Source organism: Streptomyces sp. NPDC058683 (genome assembly GCF_042716195.1).
Classification (GTDB): domain Bacteria; phylum Actinomycetota; class Actinomycetes; order Streptomycetales; family Streptomycetaceae; genus Streptomyces.
This window is the reverse complement of the sequence record NZ_JBHXSK010000033.1, coordinates 109,584-126,837: the sequence shown is the minus strand read 5'-3', so window position 1 is coordinate 126,837 and position 17,254 is coordinate 109,584. Positions and strand designations below refer to the sequence as shown.

The 17,254-nt window shown below is 71.4% G+C and carries 13 protein-coding genes; 4 read left to right on the top strand and 9 right to left on the bottom strand.

The window, feature by feature from the left end; translation table 11 throughout:
* Positions 1-140 precede the first annotated feature (140 nt).
* A complete protein-coding gene (locus tag ACFWXC_RS32450; RefSeq protein ID WP_384484099.1) occupies positions 141-602 on the bottom strand; it encodes a DUF2000 family protein in 462 nt (153 codons plus the stop codon).
* Positions 603-651: 49 nt separating this feature from the next.
* Between ACFWXC_RS32450 and ACFWXC_RS32445 the strand changes: the two genes are divergently transcribed.
* Positions 652-1,461, top strand: coding sequence for an AraC family transcriptional regulator (locus ACFWXC_RS32445; protein WP_384484097.1), 810 nt, complete (start codon positions 652-654; stop codon positions 1,459-1,461).
* On the opposite strand, the gene ACFWXC_RS32440 is transcribed toward ACFWXC_RS32445, so the two are convergent.
* From ACFWXC_RS32440 to mshA, 3 genes are all read right to left on the bottom strand, one after another.
* The gene (locus ACFWXC_RS32440) at positions 1,440-3,137 is read right to left on the bottom strand and encodes a glycosyl hydrolase family 28-related protein (RefSeq protein WP_384484095.1); all 1,698 of its coding nucleotides are present in this window, start codon (positions 3,135-3,137) and stop codon (positions 1,440-1,442) included. The genes ACFWXC_RS32445 and ACFWXC_RS32440 overlap by 22 nt on opposite strands.
* Before the next feature lie 136 nt (positions 3,138-3,273).
* The gene (locus tag ACFWXC_RS32435) at positions 3,274-3,774 is read right to left on the bottom strand and encodes a YbjN domain-containing protein (protein ID WP_382534879.1); all 501 of its coding nucleotides are present in this window, start codon (positions 3,772-3,774) and stop codon (positions 3,274-3,276) included.
* Complete coding sequence (gene mshA / locus ACFWXC_RS32430; RefSeq protein WP_384484092.1) at positions 3,767-5,104, bottom strand: D-inositol-3-phosphate glycosyltransferase; 1,338 nt, start codon at positions 5,102-5,104, stop codon at positions 3,767-3,769. The genes ACFWXC_RS32435 and mshA overlap by 8 nt, the downstream gene beginning before the upstream one ends.
* A 263-nt stretch (positions 5,105-5,367) precedes the next feature.
* Between mshA and ACFWXC_RS32425 the strand changes: the two genes are divergently transcribed.
* From ACFWXC_RS32425 to ACFWXC_RS32415, 3 genes are all read left to right on the top strand, one after another.
* On the top strand, positions 5,368-6,198 hold the full coding sequence (locus ACFWXC_RS32425) for a class I SAM-dependent methyltransferase (RefSeq protein WP_384484090.1): 831 nt from the start codon (positions 5,368-5,370) through the stop codon (positions 6,196-6,198).
* 187 nt (positions 6,199-6,385) lie between these two features.
* A complete protein-coding gene (locus tag ACFWXC_RS32420) occupies positions 6,386-7,495 on the top strand; it encodes a C40 family peptidase (RefSeq protein ID WP_384484088.1) in 1,110 nt (369 codons plus the stop codon).
* A 321-nt stretch (positions 7,496-7,816) separates the two neighbouring features.
* Positions 7,817-9,130, top strand: a complete 1,314-nt coding sequence (locus ACFWXC_RS32415) for a PP2C family protein-serine/threonine phosphatase (protein ID WP_384484086.1) — start codon at positions 7,817-7,819, stop codon at positions 9,128-9,130.
* Positions 9,131-9,212: 82 nt separating this feature from the next.
* On the opposite strand, the gene ACFWXC_RS32410 is transcribed toward ACFWXC_RS32415, so the two are convergent.
* The 5 genes from ACFWXC_RS32410 to ACFWXC_RS32390 all read right to left on the bottom strand — a co-directional run bounded on the left by ACFWXC_RS32410 (position 9,213) and on the right by ACFWXC_RS32390 (position 17,006).
* The gene (locus tag ACFWXC_RS32410) at positions 9,213-9,548 is read right to left on the bottom strand and encodes a DUF2516 family protein (protein ID WP_382534890.1); all 336 of its coding nucleotides are present in this window, start codon (positions 9,546-9,548) and stop codon (positions 9,213-9,215) included.
* Positions 9,549-9,680: 132 nt separating this feature from the next.
* Positions 9,681-10,325: a hypothetical protein gene (locus tag ACFWXC_RS32405; protein ID WP_384484084.1), complete on the bottom strand. Its 645-nt coding sequence runs from the start codon at positions 10,323-10,325 to the stop codon at positions 9,681-9,683.
* A gap of 77 nt (positions 10,326-10,402) precedes the next feature.
* Positions 10,403-10,906 (bottom strand): helix-turn-helix domain-containing protein, encoded by a 504-nt coding sequence (locus ACFWXC_RS32400; protein ID WP_384484082.1) that lies wholly within the window; start codon positions 10,904-10,906, stop codon positions 10,403-10,405.
* A 530-nt stretch (positions 10,907-11,436) separates the two neighbouring features.
* Positions 11,437-16,101, bottom strand: coding sequence for a caspase family protein (locus ACFWXC_RS32395; protein ID WP_384484080.1), 4,665 nt, complete (start codon positions 16,099-16,101; stop codon positions 11,437-11,439).
* Positions 16,101-17,006, bottom strand: a complete 906-nt coding sequence (locus tag ACFWXC_RS32390) for a hypothetical protein (RefSeq protein ID WP_384484078.1) — start codon at positions 17,004-17,006, stop codon at positions 16,101-16,103. The genes ACFWXC_RS32395 and ACFWXC_RS32390 overlap by 1 nt, the downstream gene beginning before the upstream one ends.
* Positions 17,007-17,254 lie beyond the last annotated feature (248 nt).

Here is a 17,254-nt window from a genome sequence, read left to right as displayed (position 1 = left end):
CAGATGCGTCGTTCGCCAGGAAATGGGGCGAGTGTGATGATCAGATCACCCGGTCACGCCATGTGATTCCTCCGACCGGCCCAGTCCGCCGTCCACGGATACACCGGGCCTCACGCACGCATCCGCGCCTGCATCCGGCCTCACGGATGCATCCGCGCCCCCTTCAGCACCTTGTCCACCCCGTTCCGCGGCCCGTACACCGCGAGCCCCACCAGGTCCAGCTCCGCCGTCGGCACCGCCCGGACGGCCGCGCGGTTGTCGCGGTCGTTGCCGGTGGCGAACAGGTCCGCGGTGAACACGGCCCTGGGCAGCGCCCGGCTCAGCGCCCGCTCGTGCGCCGCCTTCATCGTCTCCTTCGTGCCCTCGAAAACCAGCACCGGCTGCCGGAACATCGGCAGGTACACCACCCCGTCGGCGTCCCCGTACGGCTCCCCGATCACCTCGGGGACCGTCGCCCCCAGGCCGCTGACCAGGAACGCGGTGACATTGAGGCGCTGCCAGGGCTCCAGGTCGTCCCGCAGCAGCACGGCGATCTTGGTGTCGAAGCGGACGTCGGAACGGGCATCGGGGCGGGCGTCCGAAGGGATGGGTTCAGTGCTCATGCCATGAGACTGCCGATCGTCGTACGGCTCCGTCTTGTACGTTCTTTGCATGGCCGCCCGGCAGCACCTCACGGAGGAAGTCACCGCCTGGCGCCCCCGTGTCCCGGGCGTCACCGAGGTCTTCCACGCGCACTTCACCGAGTACGCGTATCCGATGCACGTCCATGACGCCTGGACGCTGCTCATCGTGGACGACGGCGCCGTACGGTACGACCTCGAACGGCATGAGCACGGCACCCCGGACGACACCGTCTCCCTGCTGCCGCCGCACGTCCCGCACAACGGCTCCCCGGCCACGGCGGACGGCTTCCGCAAGCGCGTGGTCTACCTGGACGGCACCCTCCTCGGGGACGAGCTCATCGGCGCGGCCGTCGACGGGCCCGACCTGCGCGACCCGCTGCTGCGGCACCGCGTCGGCCGGCTGCACGCCTCCCTCGCCCGCCCCGGCGACGAACTGGAGGCCGAGAGCCGGCTCACCCTCATCGGCGAGCGGCTGCGCGGCCTGCTCAGCCCCCGGCTCACGGCAGCACCGAGGCCCCCCGATCCGGCCCTCGCCGGCGCCCTCCGCGAGCTCCTCGACGAACGGGTCGGCGAGGGGCTCACCCTGGCGGAGGCCGCGCGGCTGCTGCACGCCCACCCGGCCCACCTGGTACGGGCGTTCAGCGGCGCGTACGGCATCGCCCCGCACCAGTACCTGATGTCCCGCCGGGTCGGCCGCGCCCGCCGGCTGCTGCTCGACGGCGTCCCGCCCGGCGAGACGGCCACCGCCACCGGCTTCTACGACCAGGCCCATCTCACCCGGCACTTCAGGAAGCTGGTCGGGGTGACCCCGGGGCGCTACCGGTCCAGCGCGCGCTGAGCCTCGTACAGGTTCCGCGGCCGCACCGCGTCCCACGTGCCGTACAGCTCCAGGCGGGAGTGCAGGTCGCCGGTGAAGTCCGGTACGTCGATCTGGTCGAAGTCGGTCACCTCGTTCAGGCCGACCGTCGCGGACCAGGGGGCGAGGCCGTCAAGCCGCACCAGGCCCGCGCGGCCGTTGGTCACGCGGACGTTCCAGTGCGTGAACCGTGCCCCGAACAGCGGCCCCGCGTTGGCGTCGCCGCCGTGCCGGCCGTTGTTGTTCACCGTGATGTCGGTGCGGACGTCGGCGAAGGGCAGGCCGCGGTGGGAGTCGAAGGTGCCCATCTGCATCTCGCCGCGCGACCACACGTTGTGCGACGACAGGCCCTCGACGTTGATGCCGTGCAGCTGGGTGTCGGAGGGGGCCGGGACCGTGCGCTGTTCGACCGCGAAGTCCTCGATCAGGTTGTCGTGCGAGCCCTCGCGGCAGAAGTAGGGGTGGTGCTCGCCCCGGCCGCCGACCCGGGTGCGGCGCAGGGTGCAGGCGGAGGCGGCGACCAGACCGAAGCCGTTGTCGACGTTGCGGACCGTGACGTCGTCCACCCAGCAGTCGTACGCGCACTGCAGGACGACCCCGTTGTAGCCCTTGTCGAGGAGGTGCGGGGACTGCGGGGTCTCGACCACGTCCAGGGTGAGTCCCTCGACCCCGGATCCGGTCAGTTCACGGACGTGGGTGGTGAGCTGCGGGTTCCATTCGGGGCGCAGGTCGACCGGGAGCGGGCGCTCCAGCGTCACCCGGTGTCCTCGTACGGCGGTGACGCGGACGGGCCATTCGTAGGGGACGTAGGACAGCAGCTTGGTCTTGTCCTCCCAGTAGTACGCGGCCGGGCCCGGGCCGCCGCCCGACATGTGCTGGAGGAGGGTGTGGGCGGAGTCGTCGGAGACGCGCAAGAGGACCAGGCGGCCGGGGCGCAGCCGGGACGGGTCGGTGACGGTGACCGTCCACTCGCCCCGGCGGGCGGGGGCGAGGGAGGTCAACTGCTCCCACTCGTCCCGCTTGTTGCCGGTCCAGCCCTCGAACGGCCAGTCCTGCGCCTCGATCGCCGCGGTCAGGGAGTCCCAACGGGCCTTGGGCGCCAGCCAGATCAGGCCGCCCGCCCAGGACCAGGCCGACTTCGTGCCGCCGTACCGGGAGCCGTAGGGGCCGATCAGCTCGGTGAGGTTCTTCGTCGCGTACAGCGTCGTACGGCCGCTGCCGGCGCCGCGCAGCACCACGTGGTCGTAGGCGAGGTGGATCAGGCCGTCGATGCGGAAGGTGCCGGGCGGGATGGTGACCGTGCCACCGCCGGCCCTGGCGGCAGCGGCGATGGCACGGTTGATCGCGGGGGCGCAGTCGGTGACGCCGTCGGCCACCGCGCCGTACGCGCGGACATCGGCGACCACGGGAAGGCGGCGGATCCGCGCCGCTCCGGCCCGGCCGACGTACGGGATCTGCGGGTGGGTGAAGGGGGTGCGGGTGAACTCCCGCCAGAGGGACGGGACTTCGCCGCCCGAAGCGGCTGATGCGGCTGATGCGGCTGATGCGGCCGATGCGGCTGATGCCCGGGCGGGGGTGCCCGTGACGGCGGTCGCGGCGACCGCCGTGGCGGCGGCGAGGAGGCTCCGTCTCGTCATGCCGTGGTGCGCGGTGCTCATTCCGTACGTCCTTCCATTCCCATGGCGGCTTTCATGGTTGTGAACGACGTTCATATGTGCGTCGGCGGCGAGCATGCCACGGCGCCCTGTCACCTCGAAAGAGTCGTGCAGGGGTCAATCAGGTCTGGACCTGAAGTCAGTCAGCCGGGCGTTCGATCAGGTGCGTGAACGCGTCCAGATTCCGCGTCGACTCGCCCCGGGACACCCGCCACGCGTACTCCTTGCGGATGGCGGCGGCGAAGCCCAGCTCCAGGAGGGTGTTGAAGGCGCCGTCCGCGGCCTCCAGGACCTGGCCGAGCAGGCGGTCGATCTCGTCGGGGGTGACGGAGGCGAGCGGCAGCCTGGCGGTGACGTAGACGTCGCCGAGCCGGTCGACGGCGTAACTCACGCTGTACAGCTTGAGGTTGCGCTCCAGGAGCCAGCGGTGGACGGCCGGTTCGTTCTCGTCGGGGTGCCGGATGACGAAGGCGTTCAGGGAGAGGGAGTGGCGGCCGGCCAGGAGGGAGACGGTCGTCTTCAGCTTGCGGGTACCGGGGAGCTGTACGACGTAGTTGCCGGGCCCGGGGCTCTCCCACTCCAGTTCGGCGTCCTTCAGGACCCCCTCGATGACCTGTGCGGCCTTGTCCACATCACCCATGGGCCGAGCGTACGCGACGGCGGTGGGACTGGGTCGCGGCCATGTAGACGTCGGCGGTGGCGGCGGCCGAGGTGTCCCAGCCGAACGACTGGGCGTGCCGGGCGGCGGCGTTGCCGAAACGGTCCGCCAGGGAGGGATCGTCGGCGAAACGGCACAGCACGCGCGCGTAGTCGGCGGGATCGTGACCGCGCACCAGGAAGCCGGTCTCGCCGTCCCGCACGGCCACCGGCAGCCCGCCGACCGAGGCGGCGAGGACGGGGGTGCCGGCCGCCTGCGCCTCTATCGCCACCAGGCCGAAGGACTCGCTGTAGGACGGCATGACCAGCACGGAGGCCGCCCGGAACCAGTCCGCCAGCTGCTCCTGGCCGACCGGCGGCCGGAAGCGGACGACGTCCGCGACGCCGAGCCGCGCGGCCAGCTTCTGCAGCCCCTCCGGCTTGGCGAGGCCGCTGCCGCTGGGGCCGCCGACGATCGGTACGACGATCCGGGAGCGCAGCTCGGGCCGCTCGTCGAGGAGCACGGCCACGGCCCTGAGCAGCACGTCGGGGGCCTTCAGAGGCTGGATACGGCCCGCGAAGAGCGGGATCAGCGCGTCCTGTGGGAGGTCCAGGCGGGCGCGGGCGGCGGCGCGGCCGTCGGCGGGGCGGAAGCGTTCCAGGTTCACGCCCGGGTGGACGACGGCGACCTTGGCGGGGTCGGCGCAGTAGTGGCGTACGAGTTCGTCGGCCTCTTCGGAGGTGTTGGCGATCAGGCGGTCGGCCGCGGACACGATCTGGGTCTCGCCGATCACGCGGGCGGCGGGCTCGGGGGTATCGCCGTCGGCCAGGCTGGCGTTCTTGACCTTGGCCATGGTGTGCATCGCGTGCACCAGGGGGACGCCCCAGCGCTGGGCGGCGAGCCAGCCGACGTGGCCGGAGAGCCAGTAGTGCGAGTGGACGAGGTCGTAGTAGCCGGGACGGTGGCCGGCCCAGGCCTGCATCACCCCGTGCGTGAAGGCGCACAGCTGGGCCGGGAGGTCCTCCTTGGCGAGGCCCTCGTAGGGGCCGGCGTCGACGTGCCGGACGAGGACGCCGGGGGCGAGTTCGACGGTCGGCGGGAGGCCGCCGGAGGTGGCCCGGGTGAAGATCTCGACCTCGATGTTGATCGCGGCGAGGCGCTGCGCGAGCTCGACGATGTAGACGTTCATGCCGCCGGCGTCGCCGGTGCCGGGCTGGTGGAGCGGTGAGGTGTGCACGGAGAGCATGGCGACGCGGCGGGGCCTGCGGTGCAGCCGAAGCCGTGAGGGGGCCGCCGGAGAGCGACGCCCGAGCCTGCTGACGTACTGGCTCACGTGGCGTTCCTCCTAGTTACGGGCATGCCTGTCGGAGGGTGTGGGGACCCTCCGAGGAACTGCAACGCGGAGGGGGTGGACTCCCATTCCGAGGTAGCCGATTTTGCCTATACATTGCCCGTGATCGCTCAACCGTTCGATGATGGGATGCGTGGGGTGGTTGTGGATGTGTGCGGGCCGGTGGGGGCTGGGCGCGCCCACGCGGCGGAGCCGCATATCGCCACAGCCCCGCGCCCCTTACGGGGCGCTTTACTCTCGTACGCATGAATGCCCGCGCCGCCTCCCTCCCCCACTCTCGGCTTCGCTCGAGCGGGGGGACCCCCATCGTGGGGACGGTGACGCGCGGGACCACGAACCCCAATCGGCTGCGCCGTATGGACCGGTGGATCGCCGCCACCCATGGGGCCGCGTTGCGTCGCGCCGTCGACCCCGTGGCCGTGGACCTCGGGTACGGCGCCGCCCCCTGGACCGCCGTCGAGTTGCTCGGGCGGCTGCGTACCGTCGCCCCGCGCGCGCGGGTCGTCGGGATCGAGATCGAGCCCGACCGGGTCGCCGCCGCGAAGCCGTACGAGCGGGACGGGCTGGTCTTCCGGCACGGCGGGTTCGAGATCCCGGTCCCCGGGCGGCCGTTGCTCGTGCGCGCCGCCAACGTGCTGCGGCAGTACGACGAGAGCGAGGTCGCCGCCGTCTGGGCACGGCTGTGTGCGCGGCTCGCGCCGGGCGGGCTGCTGGTCGAGGGGACCTGTGACGAGATCGGGCGGCGCCATGTGTGGGTCGCGCTCGGGCCCGAGGGGCCCCGGACGGTGACCTTCGCGACCCGGCTCGGCTCCCTGGAACGGCCGTCGGACCTCGCCGAGCGGCTGCCGAAGGCGCTGATCCACCGCAATGTGCCGGGCGAGCCGGTGCACGCGTTCCTGCGGGACTTCGACCGCGCCTGGGCGGCCGCCGCGCCCTATGCGTCGTACGGCGCCCGGCAGCGGTGGATCCGGGCGGTGCGGGATCTGACCGGCGACTGGCCGGTGACGGACTCGGTGGTGCGCTGGCGGCAGGGGGAAGTGACCGTGGCGTGGGGGGCGTTGGCGCCCTCGGAATGACGCCGGCGGATGCCGGGAACGATCTCGGTGAGGCGTTCGTCACAAAGGCGGGGAGATCGTCATGCCCGGGGGGAAACCGGGGAGGAACCCACCTGTCACTACCTCTGTCGGTTTGCGGCGTGACATGGCACGATCCTCCACGTGTTGGAAGTTACTGACGGTTAATCAGTTTTTGGGGGGTCGGGTCATGGGACCGGACAAGTACGGCGTCCGGGCGGGTGGGCGTCGCGGGATCCTGGCAGCTGCCGTGACCGTGGTCTGCGCGGTGACCGTACTGGCCGCACCCGGCACGGCGTTCGCGGCACCGAGCCCCACCCCCTCCCCGAGCGGTTCCCCCAGCGCCTCCGTGACTCTCCCGCCCGACAAGGACCTTGAGGCCGTACAGCAGAAACTGGACGATCTCTACCACGACGCGGCCGTCGCCACCGACGCCTACAACGCCGCCGAGGAAGCCGCCGGGAAGCAGTCCGCCGAGATCGTCGACCTGGCCAAGAAGATCGTCAAGGGGCAGCAGAAGCTCGACGGGTTGAAGGCGCGGGCGGGCCGGGCGGCGGCCGCCCAGTACCGCACCGGCGGGTTGCCCGACAGCGCCAAGCTGCTGCTGAGCGACAACCCCTCGCAGTTCCTGGACGGGGCCGGGCGGGTGCTCCAGGGCGAGCGGGCCACCAAGGGCCTGATCAGGGAACTGACCCAGACCCAGCAGGACTTGAAGCAGTACGCGGCGGACGCGGCCGACCAGTGGAACAGGCTGGAGGCGGGGCGCAAGGCGAAGGCCGCCGCGAAGAAGAAGATCACGCAGCGGATCGCCGCCGCCGAGAAGCTCCAGTCCACGCTGGAGAAGGAGCAGAAGGCGCGGCTCGCCGAGCTGGAGCGGGAGGCCGCCTACAAGGCGCAGACCGCCTGGCTGGACACCGGGATACTCGACGAGGTCCACAGCAAGGCGTCCGCGGCGGGCAGGAAGGCGGTCGCGTTCGCCACCGCCCAGATGGGCAAGCCGTACGTATGGGGCGCCGAGGGCCCGGACTCGTACGACTGCTCCGGGCTGACCTCGCAGGCCTGGGCGAGCGCCGGGCAGCCGATCCCGCGCACCTCGCAGGAGCAGTGGAAGCAGCTCAAGCACGTCGACGTCAAGGACATGCGCCCCGGCGACCTGATCATCTACTTCGACGACGCCAGCCATGTCGCGATGTACGTCGGTGACGGCGCGATCATCCAAGCCCCGCGTCCGGGGCGGACGGTGTCGGTCGGCGGCGCCGGGACGATGCCGATCCTCGGGGTGGTACGGCCGGACGCCTGACCGTCCCTGGGGGCGTTCCTACTGTGCGTTCCCTATGAGCATTCCCTTTGGGCGTGATGTCCCTTTCGTGAGCTGCGCCATGTGACCCAGTGCACGCCAACACCCTTGGAAACCCGGGCACCACGTGACCTTCGTCATCCCCGCCGGGTGGCCTTCTTGTCCAACTGCGTTACGGCACGCGGCATATGCCAAAGGCTTGAGACAGAGCGACGCGGCTCACACCATTCCGTTGCGGTGGCCAGTACCGCTATGGTCCCCGTCGGGTGGGTCGAGGTCCCTCGCCCCGCCATGCCCTCGGGGGGAGGGAAGGAACCCAACACGATGCCCGTACCCGTACCGCGGCAGAGAGCGATCCCGGCCGTGGAGAGTGGTCAGGCGCCGGTCGCCATACCCGCACAGGGCGGCGGCCCCCTCAAGGAAGAGGCCAACCGCACGGAAGCCGTCGCCCCGAACAGCGGCGGCACCACTCTCACCCTGCTGCTGATCGAGGACGATCCGGCCGGTTCGCCGGTGCTGCCCGAGTTGCGGGACGCGTCCGGCAACTCGATCCGCGTCCGTACCGCCCGCAACCTCACCGAGGCCGAGCGGCTGCTGACCGACGACGTCCACTGCATCCTGCTGGACCTGGCACTGCCGGCGCCGGGCCGCGCCGACGACGACGCCGACGAGCTCGCCGTGCTCAAGCACGTGCTCAAGCTCGCGCCCCGGCACGCCGTGCTCGCACTCACCGCCTCCGGTGACGCCGAGCGCGGCACCGAGGCCGTGCGCGTCGGCGCGCAGGACTACCTCTTCCGGGACGAGCTGGACGGCCGGCTGCTGAGCCGCGCCATCCGGTACGCCGTCGAGCGCAAACGTTCCCTCACCGTCGAGCGCAAGCTCGCGGAGGGACGGATGCGGGCGCAGGAGAACCGTCGCCTGGAGCGGGGCCTGCTGCCCACGCCGCTCCTGGACGGCTCCTCGCTGCGGTTCGCCGCCCGCTACCGCCCCGGCCGCTCGCGCGCGCTGCTCGGCGGTGACTTCTACGACACCGTGCGCACGCCCGACGGGACCGTGCACGCGATGATCGGTGACGTCTGCGGGCACGGCCCGGACGAGGCCGCGCTCGGTGTGGAGCTGCGGATCGCCTGGCGCGCGCTGACCCTGGCGGGACTGTGCGGCGACGAGCTGCTGGGCACGCTCCAGGAGGTGCTGGAGCACGAGCGCTCCGACGAGGAGATCTTCGCGACGCTCTGCACGGTCGACATCGCGCCGGACGGGCGCCGGGCCGGGCTGTGCCTGGCCGGTCACCCGGCCCCGCTGGTCGCCCGGCCCGGACGGCCGGCGGAGCTGCTGCCGTACGACAACAACGGTCCGGCGCTGGGGCTGCTGCGAGGGGCTCGGTGGCCGCGGATGCAGGTGGAGCTGGGCGCCGAGTGGAGCCTGATGCTCTACACCGACGGGCTGATCGAGGGCCGCGTGGGCTCGGGCGGGGAGCGGCTCGGTCAGGACGGGATGGTCGAGATGGTCCGCCGCCAGCTGGGCGAGGGGCTCAGCGGGGAGGCGTTGCTGCGGGCGGCGGTGAACGAGGTGCGGGAGATGAACGGGGGCGAGCTGACCGACGACGTCGCCCTGGTGCTGCTGGACCGGCAGGCTTGATCGGCGCTCGATCGGCGCTCGCCGTGGGGGGGTGCGGCCGTAGACCGTCGGACGGTCTGCCGCGACGCACCCTCCGCGAAGGTCAGCGACCGCCGTTGTACGGGCCGTACGGGCCGTCGCTGCTGCTGCCGCCGCCTCGGCGGCCGAAGCCGCCGCCGGAGACCTGCCTGAGGGCCGGGCGGACGTCGACGAAGAAGACGATCGTGGCGACCAGGCCCGCCAGCTGCAGGAAGAGCATGGGCACCAGCAGGTTCACCGCGACCGTGATGCCGAGGATGATCAGCCAGAAGCCCTTGTTCTGCTTGCTGGCGGCCCGGTAGGCGTCGTCCCGGAAGAGCGCGGCCATGACCAGCGCCACCACGGCAAGGACCAGCATGGCGAGGTAGAGCAGCCCCAGAAAACTTGAGAAGCCCTGCATCAGCACAACGTCCACCACCCGTTTCGGCTTGTTCCTACGCGGCCACCGTACCCGCTGGGCCCGGCCCGCTACACCGATAACGGGCCGGACACCCGAGGAGTGCCCGGCCCGTGCGTCCCGTCGCCCTGCCGGTTACTTGGCCGGCGGGGTGGTCTTCTTGGCCGGAGCGGCCTTGCGGGGCGCCGGGGCCTTCTTGGCGTTGGCGGTGACCGTCGGGGCCTTCTTCACCGCGGCCGGCTTGGCCACGGCGACCTTCGGCTGCTCCGCCTTCTTCTCGTCGGCCTTGACCTCGACCGGCTCGGGCTTGCCCTCGACGGCGATGGCCAGGTCCTCGATCTCGTCGGCGGCCTCGCCGCGCCAGGTCTTCACGGCCTGCTCACCGTGCTCGGCGACCTTCTCGTAGGTCTCGCGGGCCTTGACGGCGTACTCGGCGGCCACGCCGACCTGGCGCAGCGCGAAGTCCTGGGCGGACTCGCCGAGCTTCTTGAGGTCGCCGTCGAGGGAGACGATGAAGTCGTTGACCCTGGCCTGGAGGCTGGCCTGCGCCTCCTTGGCCTTGGCACCGGCCTCCTTGGCGCGGGTGGCGGCCTTCTCCTGCACGGCCTTCGGGTCCGCGTTGCGGACGGCCTCGATGCGGGCCGGGGCCTCGGCGCGCAGCTGCTCGACCAGGCCGGGGACCTTCTTGGCCTGCTGGAGGGCGAGGTCGGCGGTGCCGGCGGCGAAGTAGAACGGGGTCGGGTCGCTGAGGGTCTTGCGCAGATCGTCGGTGATGGCCATGGTGATGGTCCTCCCGGATTCGGTTTCGGCTGAGGGTTTTGTGGTCCGCGGCGCGGCGGTCGGCGCGCTTGGCCGGCTCATCCGGCCGTCCGCCGTGGATCGGTGTCGCTGCCGGCATCACTGCCGGTGTCGCTGTCGGCGTCACTGCCTATGTCACTGCCGGCTTCGCTGCCGTCGCCCTGCACACCGTCGGCCTCGCTGCCGGCGGCACGCGCGCTCTCCTCGCCCGACCCGAAGCCGTTCTCTTTCCGGAACGACTCGTAGATCTGGAGCAGCACCTGCTTCTGCCGCTCGTCGAGGGTGGGGTCGGCGAGGATGACCGCACGGGTCTCCACCTCGTTCAGATCCCGCTCGGCGTCGAGGATGCCGGCGCGGACGTACAGCGTCTCGGCGGAGATCCGCAGGGCCTTGGCGACCTGCTGGAGCACCTCCGCGCTCGGCTTGCGCAGCCCGCGCTCGATCTGGCTCAGGTACGGATTGGACACCCCGGCGGCGTCGGCGAGCTGCCTGAGCGACAGTTGCGCGTTGCGCCGCTGTTCGCGCAGGTACTCACCGAGATTGCCGACGTTGAGCGATGCCATACGTCCACCTTGCCCCACCCCCGCTAACAATTGCAAGCACCCGCTTGCAAAAGTGTGTCGCGCCATATCCGAACGGCCCTGTGACTGAGCACGATAGGTGTCGCATTTGCAGGACAATTGTCGTGCGGTCTCACCGCCGGTCAGGGTCCGCAAGCGAGCATGGGTGCAGGGGTCCACTCCGAGTGGACCCCTGCACCTAGCGTTGGGCTTTCCTGGTCAGAGCTGAATGGTCTCCGCAGGGGAGGGCAGACGGCTCTGAATGAGGAGGCTGAGACGCCTACGGCCGGCGTCACTGCTGAATCCCGAGGCGACCGAGCCGACGCGCCAGAAGTCGGCACCCGAGCGGATTGCACGCTGGCTCGCTCATCACCTCGGCATACCCCTCGGGCTGGCCCAGCCTCCCGCCACTGCTGCGAACCACCTCGACCACCAGCGGCAGTACGCGGTGCAGCGCCACGGCTCCATTGACCTTCTGCAGCCCGAAGTCCGACGCCTCTTCGGACTTCGGGCTGCCGCCCCGACAAGTCCGGTCACCCGTAACCGAGCCGCTCCCGCCAGGCCCGGGACAGCCGGGGGCGCAGGAACACCACCCCCTGCTGGGTGCCGACGGCGAGGTCGAGGACGGGGCTCGCGGGCAGGGCGGCGAGGGAGGTGACGAGCGCCGGCAGGGGCGCCGACCACACCTTCTCGCCACTCGGTAGATGGCACAGTGCCACGCCCTGTTCGTCGCTCACCGCGACCAGCGTGTCGCCGGCCGGGACCCGTCCCGTACACAGCAACCGGCAGGCCGGTACACCCAGCTGACGTGGGGTGTCGGGGGCGGCAGAATCCCAGACGGTGACCGGGGCCGCATGGGCGTCGTCGCAGGCATCGGGGTCCAGGAGGAGCAGGACGGCGCCTCCGTCGGACAACTCGGTCCAGCGCAGGAAGACGTCGACTTCGGAGATCATCCGATGGCCGGTGGCCGAACGGGGTTCGGCCACCGGCCGGCTCGGCCGGACCCGGTACCGGCTGTCCGTCGACAGATCGATGACTTCCGTCGTGCCCTCCCGTCCCTGTTGGGCCATCCAGCGAGTCCCGGCTTTGGTGTGGTGCGGCAGGAGGAGGCAGACGTCGCCGAGGAGTTCCAGCGACGTGCCCCTGTCGGGCGTGTCCGCCGAGATGTCCCACAGCTGGCCTTTCGTGACGCCGGTGCGCGGTGCCTCGCCTTCGGCCGAGCGGTCGTATCGGCCCGCCACGCTGCTTTCCCAGCGCCAGAGCGGGCGGGTGCCTGTCAGCAGCACGGTGGTTTCTGCCAGGGTGGTGAAGGCTGCCGAGCAGACCCAGTCGTTGCTTGGATCGACCGGCCAGGGAAGGTTGGTCCACTCGAGAGTCGAGTGCGGGGCGTCGAGGAGTTTCACCCGACCGCGGATCGCGTCCAGGCCCAGCAGTCGGGTGTGCGGATGGCTTGACGTCGGTGGCAACAGGTGGGCCTGAACACCGAGATGGGCCTCCCCTTCCAGCCAGGTCAGGTTCGTGTGCTCGGCGAGTCCGCCCGGGGCGATGCGGTGCCAGACCGCTTGGGAGTACGGCACGGGCCCAGACCACCCGGGCAGGTCGGAGTGGGCGTCCGGCTTCACGTGGCTCTTGTAGTCCCAGATCAGGAGCTGAAGCGAGCCGTCCGGGTCCACAGCCCGCTCCTGTTCGGAGACCGAGCCGACGAGCAGCTCCTCGACCAGGTCGAACGTGGTGCCGGGGGCCGGCTCGGGGGCGGGGGCAACGCGCCGGACGATGCGGCCGGAGACGGCCATGACGCTGGTGGAGTCCTCGGGCCAGGCGATGAGTGAGTCGATCTCCAGAGCGGACAGCTCCGACGGGGCGGACCGGGGGTCGCCCGGCCTGGCGTGGTCGGCCCACCGCCACAGTCGTGCTGTCCCGTCGTTGCCCACCGCCAGGATGTCGGGTCCCGGTTCACCGGGGGCGGGCAGCAGTCGGAGGGCGCAGACTGCGCTCTCGTGTCCCCACAGCGGCGAACCCACAGCGTCCGCGGTCGTGCAGCTGACCACGCTGAGCTGGCTTCCGAAGCCGACCGTCGCGGCGTACAGACCGTCCTGCAGCAGCACGGGCGCCAGGAAACCCACATGGCCCGCGCCCTTACCCCGGGCCGCGACGCGCTGCGCGGGGCCGTCGAGACGCGCGATGAGCAGATCGTTGTGGTCCTGCGTCACGAACACGGGGTCGTCCTCGCTGCCCAGGGCGAAGCCGCTCTCCTGCCAGACGAAACCGTTGAACGGCAAGGCCACCATCCGCCTTGATCCCGTCTCGATCAGTGTCACCCGGGTGCGTGGCTCGCACACCGCGGCGACGGTGCCCCGGCCGCCGTGGATGCGGTCGGCCAGGAAGGGGCGGACGCAGTCGTCGAGCAGGACGTCGACGTCACCCTCCGCGTCGAGGGAGTGCAGGGTGACACGACCGCGCACCCCGTCGCACAGCAGGAGCCGGACGCGGCCGTCGGCGTCGCGGGCGAGGCAGGCGGATGCGTGGGGCGCGTCGATATCGTCATTCGCGGGTGTCTCGCAGGCCACCTGGACCAGTGGTTCCAGCAGGGGCAGCGTGTACACGCGGACCTGTTCGGTGTCCCCGCACACGACCACGGGCGTGCCGTCGTCGCGGAACCCTGCGTCGAACAGCAGCGTTGCCCCACTGGGGGCGGTGTGGAGCAGTGTCTGGTCGGCGACGTTCCAGATTCGGATGTCCCCCCTGGCGTCGAGGGTTACTGCCTGCGCCGGGCCCGCACCGTCAATGAGCAGAGCGAGTCCCGCGACGTCGGCGGGATGCGGTAGCAGGGTCGACTGTGACGGGTCGTCGAGCCGCCACACGTGCACGTGGGAGGCTGACGGAGGCGCCGCGAGTACGACGTGGCCACCGTCCGGCAGGACGAGGTCCTCGATCTGCCACGCAGGGTTGTACGAGTGGATCGCATAGGCGTCCCCGTCGTGCCGGCCCACCACGCGATGCGGGGTGATCTCCCGTGGCTCCACCCACACGCGCTCCAGCACGGCCGACAGGTTCTGAGCCTGCCCTGACAGCGCGTGCTCCCCGTGTGTCCCCGCCACGAAAGCCAGCAGCGCCGGCTTGTCGACCCGGGCGGAGCCGGTGTTGGCGACGAGGTAGGCGTAGCGCTCGACGGCGAGGGCGAGCGTGGGACGGTGCAGTGCTCGCCGCACCGCCGACAGCAGCGTTGCCGGGTCGGCGTGGACGACGAACGAAGCGTCCTCGATGAGGTCGTCCAGCTCTCCCGAAGCTGCGGCATGCGTCGACAGGTGGGTGCGGACGTACGGATGTGCGTGCGACCAGTCCCGGTCGGGCACGACCTCCAGCAGGGTTGCCACGAAGCACTCCTGAAGATCCGTCAGATCCCGGTGCTTGAGCACCCGACACTTCAGATGGTCCGTCAGTTCCTGGTGGTACAGCCGGAAGTACTTCGTGCCGTCCACTTCGGCGTGCGCCAGGTAGGAGCCGTCCTCGTCCAGCAGCAGGTCGACGTCCGCCTGGACGAGCGGGATGCCCGAGAGCCGCGTCGCCACCTGCACCCAGAGCCGGCGCGGCAGGCCGTTGCCCTCTCCGAAGGCCAGCGCGGTGAGCAGGGCCATGGTCTTGGCGTGCCGCTCCTGCGGCAGTCGCTGGAGATACGCCTCGAAGGCGCCTCCCACGTCCGAGGGCAGTTGCTCCGCCCAGCCCGGCACGGTGGTGTCGACGACTGGGCCGCGCAGCAGCGCGCTCGCCGTCATCCGAGCAACCAGGAAACACCTCCCGGCCCGGCGGGCCACCTCGCGGCCGACCTGGCGGGCCACGTCCGGCCGGTGTTCGTACGGTGCCCCCTCGTCGCAGAGGATCTTCGCCACGTATTCGGCCGGCTCCGTGTCCTGCGCGTACTCGCCGTCGTCGAGGTCGATCACCGGCACGTGGCCCCCGAGATGAGGCAACAGCTCGCGACGTGAGCCGACCACGAGCCGGACACCCGTCACCGCCGCGAGCGGGCGCAGCAGTTCCCACGCGATGCGGCGGGCCTCGGCCTTGTCGCCCGCCGAGCCTGCCTCGTCGAGCGAGTCGACGACGATCCGGAAGGGGCGTTCCCGGTCCACGAGGGCGGTGAACAGGGCTACCGGCGTGCCCGCCCGGACGTCCGCCGCGGCGGCGATGCGTTGCACCAGGGCCTCCAGCGTCTGGTGGTGCGCGTTGACGGAGGCGTCGGCACAGCCCTCCAGCACCAGCCGGCCCAGGACCGCGGACTTGCCCGAGCCGGGGTCGGCGGTGACGACCAGGGCCCGCCCCTGCCCGTCGCCGTCCAGATGGGCGCGTGCCGCCCGCAGGGCCCGCTCACGTCCGGTGAAGTACGAACCGGGGTCGTGCACATGCTCCACACCACGGCCGCGCGGCTCGAAGTGCGAGGAGAGGTCGGAGGCGTCGGAGACCGTGCGCCCGTCGCCCGTGACCTCGGCGCGCGGGTCGAAGGAGGGGTTCACGAAGAACGGGGGGCGCTCGGACTGGTCGACGGACGAGCACGCGGCCCGCTGGGCCAGTCCCGCCGCCGTGAGGGAACGATTGACCCGCTCGGCGAGCGTGCTCGGCGCCAGGTACCGCTGTGACGGCCCGTCGCCCTGATGGCATGCCTTGGCCAGTTCGGTCACGAAGGCGCCGTCCACCGCCAGATCGCGATGCCGGGCGGAGGCCAGCAGCCAGGTGCCCGCGCCGAATCCGTCGCCGCGTCCTCGGCCGGCCACGATGGTGTTGGTGACGGTGCCGATCTCCGCCGTGGCTGCCGCCGCGTGACAGGCGTCCACCACGAACAGGACGTTGCGGACCGGTGACGTGGCCAGGATTTCGGCCAGGTTGGGCAGTGACAGCCACGAGCGTGGTCGCCCCGGCTCGCTGTCAGCGCAGGCCAGACGGTACTGGCCGGCCGGGGAGCGGTCCCCGTGCCCGGCGTAGTACACGACCACGACGTCCTCAGCGGTCAGTCCGGGGGTATGGCACCAGTCGGCCAGGGCGTTCTCGAAGGACTCGCAGTCCGGGTCGTAGGAGACGGCCGTCAGGACACGCTCGTAGCCCATCGACACGAACACATCGGTCGCCCGGTCGACGTCCTCGTGGGCCAGGGGGAGTTCGGGGGCTTCCCGGTAGTGACGGGTGCCCGCCGCGACGAGGTACAGCATCAGACGGCCCCGGCCCCCGGCAGCAGGCCCGTCAAGATGGCCTGCCCCGTCTCGACGGCGGTCAGGTACCGCGTGGCGTCGTGCATGTGGCTGCCGTTGTTCACCGCCACGTCCCGCACGCCGTCGCCGAAGGCCGGGCCGAGTTCGCGTACGACGGCGACGATGTCGGTGTCGTCGGCGATGTTGGTCCACGCCCGCACCGGCTTCGGCCACACGGCCCGGCGGTTCTCGGGCGCCGGTTCGAGCCGGTCGAGGACGAGGGCGCGCATGCCCAGCGGCGATCCCAGGGTGACGAGCATGCGGATGTCCCAGTCGCCGTTGCGCCGCGGGTCGCAGAGCGTCTCGTAGGCAATGACCGACCCGAGCGAATGGGCCACGACGACCCGTGTCCTCGGGGTGATCCGCGCGGCCAGCCGGTCCTGCGCCGCACGCCGGATCTCCTCGTCGCCGAAGTAGCCGGTCATCTGCTTGAGGCTGCCGATCAGCGCGCGGTCAAGGACCCCGCGCAGGTACTGGGCGCCCGTGAGGGCGTCCAGGGCTGCTCGCACGGCGTTGAGCCGCAGGGCCCGGGAGGCGGTCCAGCCCACGGGGCCCCGCGTACCGGTGGCTGCCGGATCCGGGACCGAGGGGTCGGTGCGCGCCGCCTCGGCCCACCACTCCATCAGGAGGGCGAACTCCGCGTCGTTGTCGACATCGCCCTCGTCGTACGGGGGTTCGGCCCCCGCGCGGGTGCCGCGTGGCCGGAACAGATCACCGTAGAAGGCCACCCCCACGTCGTCGGACGAGGGCACCGGGCCGCCCGCCAGGCGTGTGCCACCCTGGAGTTCGGGAACGACGTCCCGTGCCAAGGAGTCCTCGCTCAGGTACTGCTTGCCGACGCCGTGCACGAAGACGACCTTGCTCAATGGCCCTCCCAGAGTGAGGGAACAAGATTACGCGGGGACGGTCAGCTCGGCAGCTCGAAGCCGAGGGCGGCCGCCGCCTCGACGGGCGCCGGCCGCGTCCAGCGGTGGGCCATCGCGAGATCGCGCACCGCCGCACCCGGTCCTCGGCGTAGGGGAGACGGCTGGGCCCGGCCCTCGTGAGAAGCGGGGTCCGGCCGGTGCTTGGACTCATGCGGACAGCGCGGCCAGAGGTGCATTAACGGGCAGCG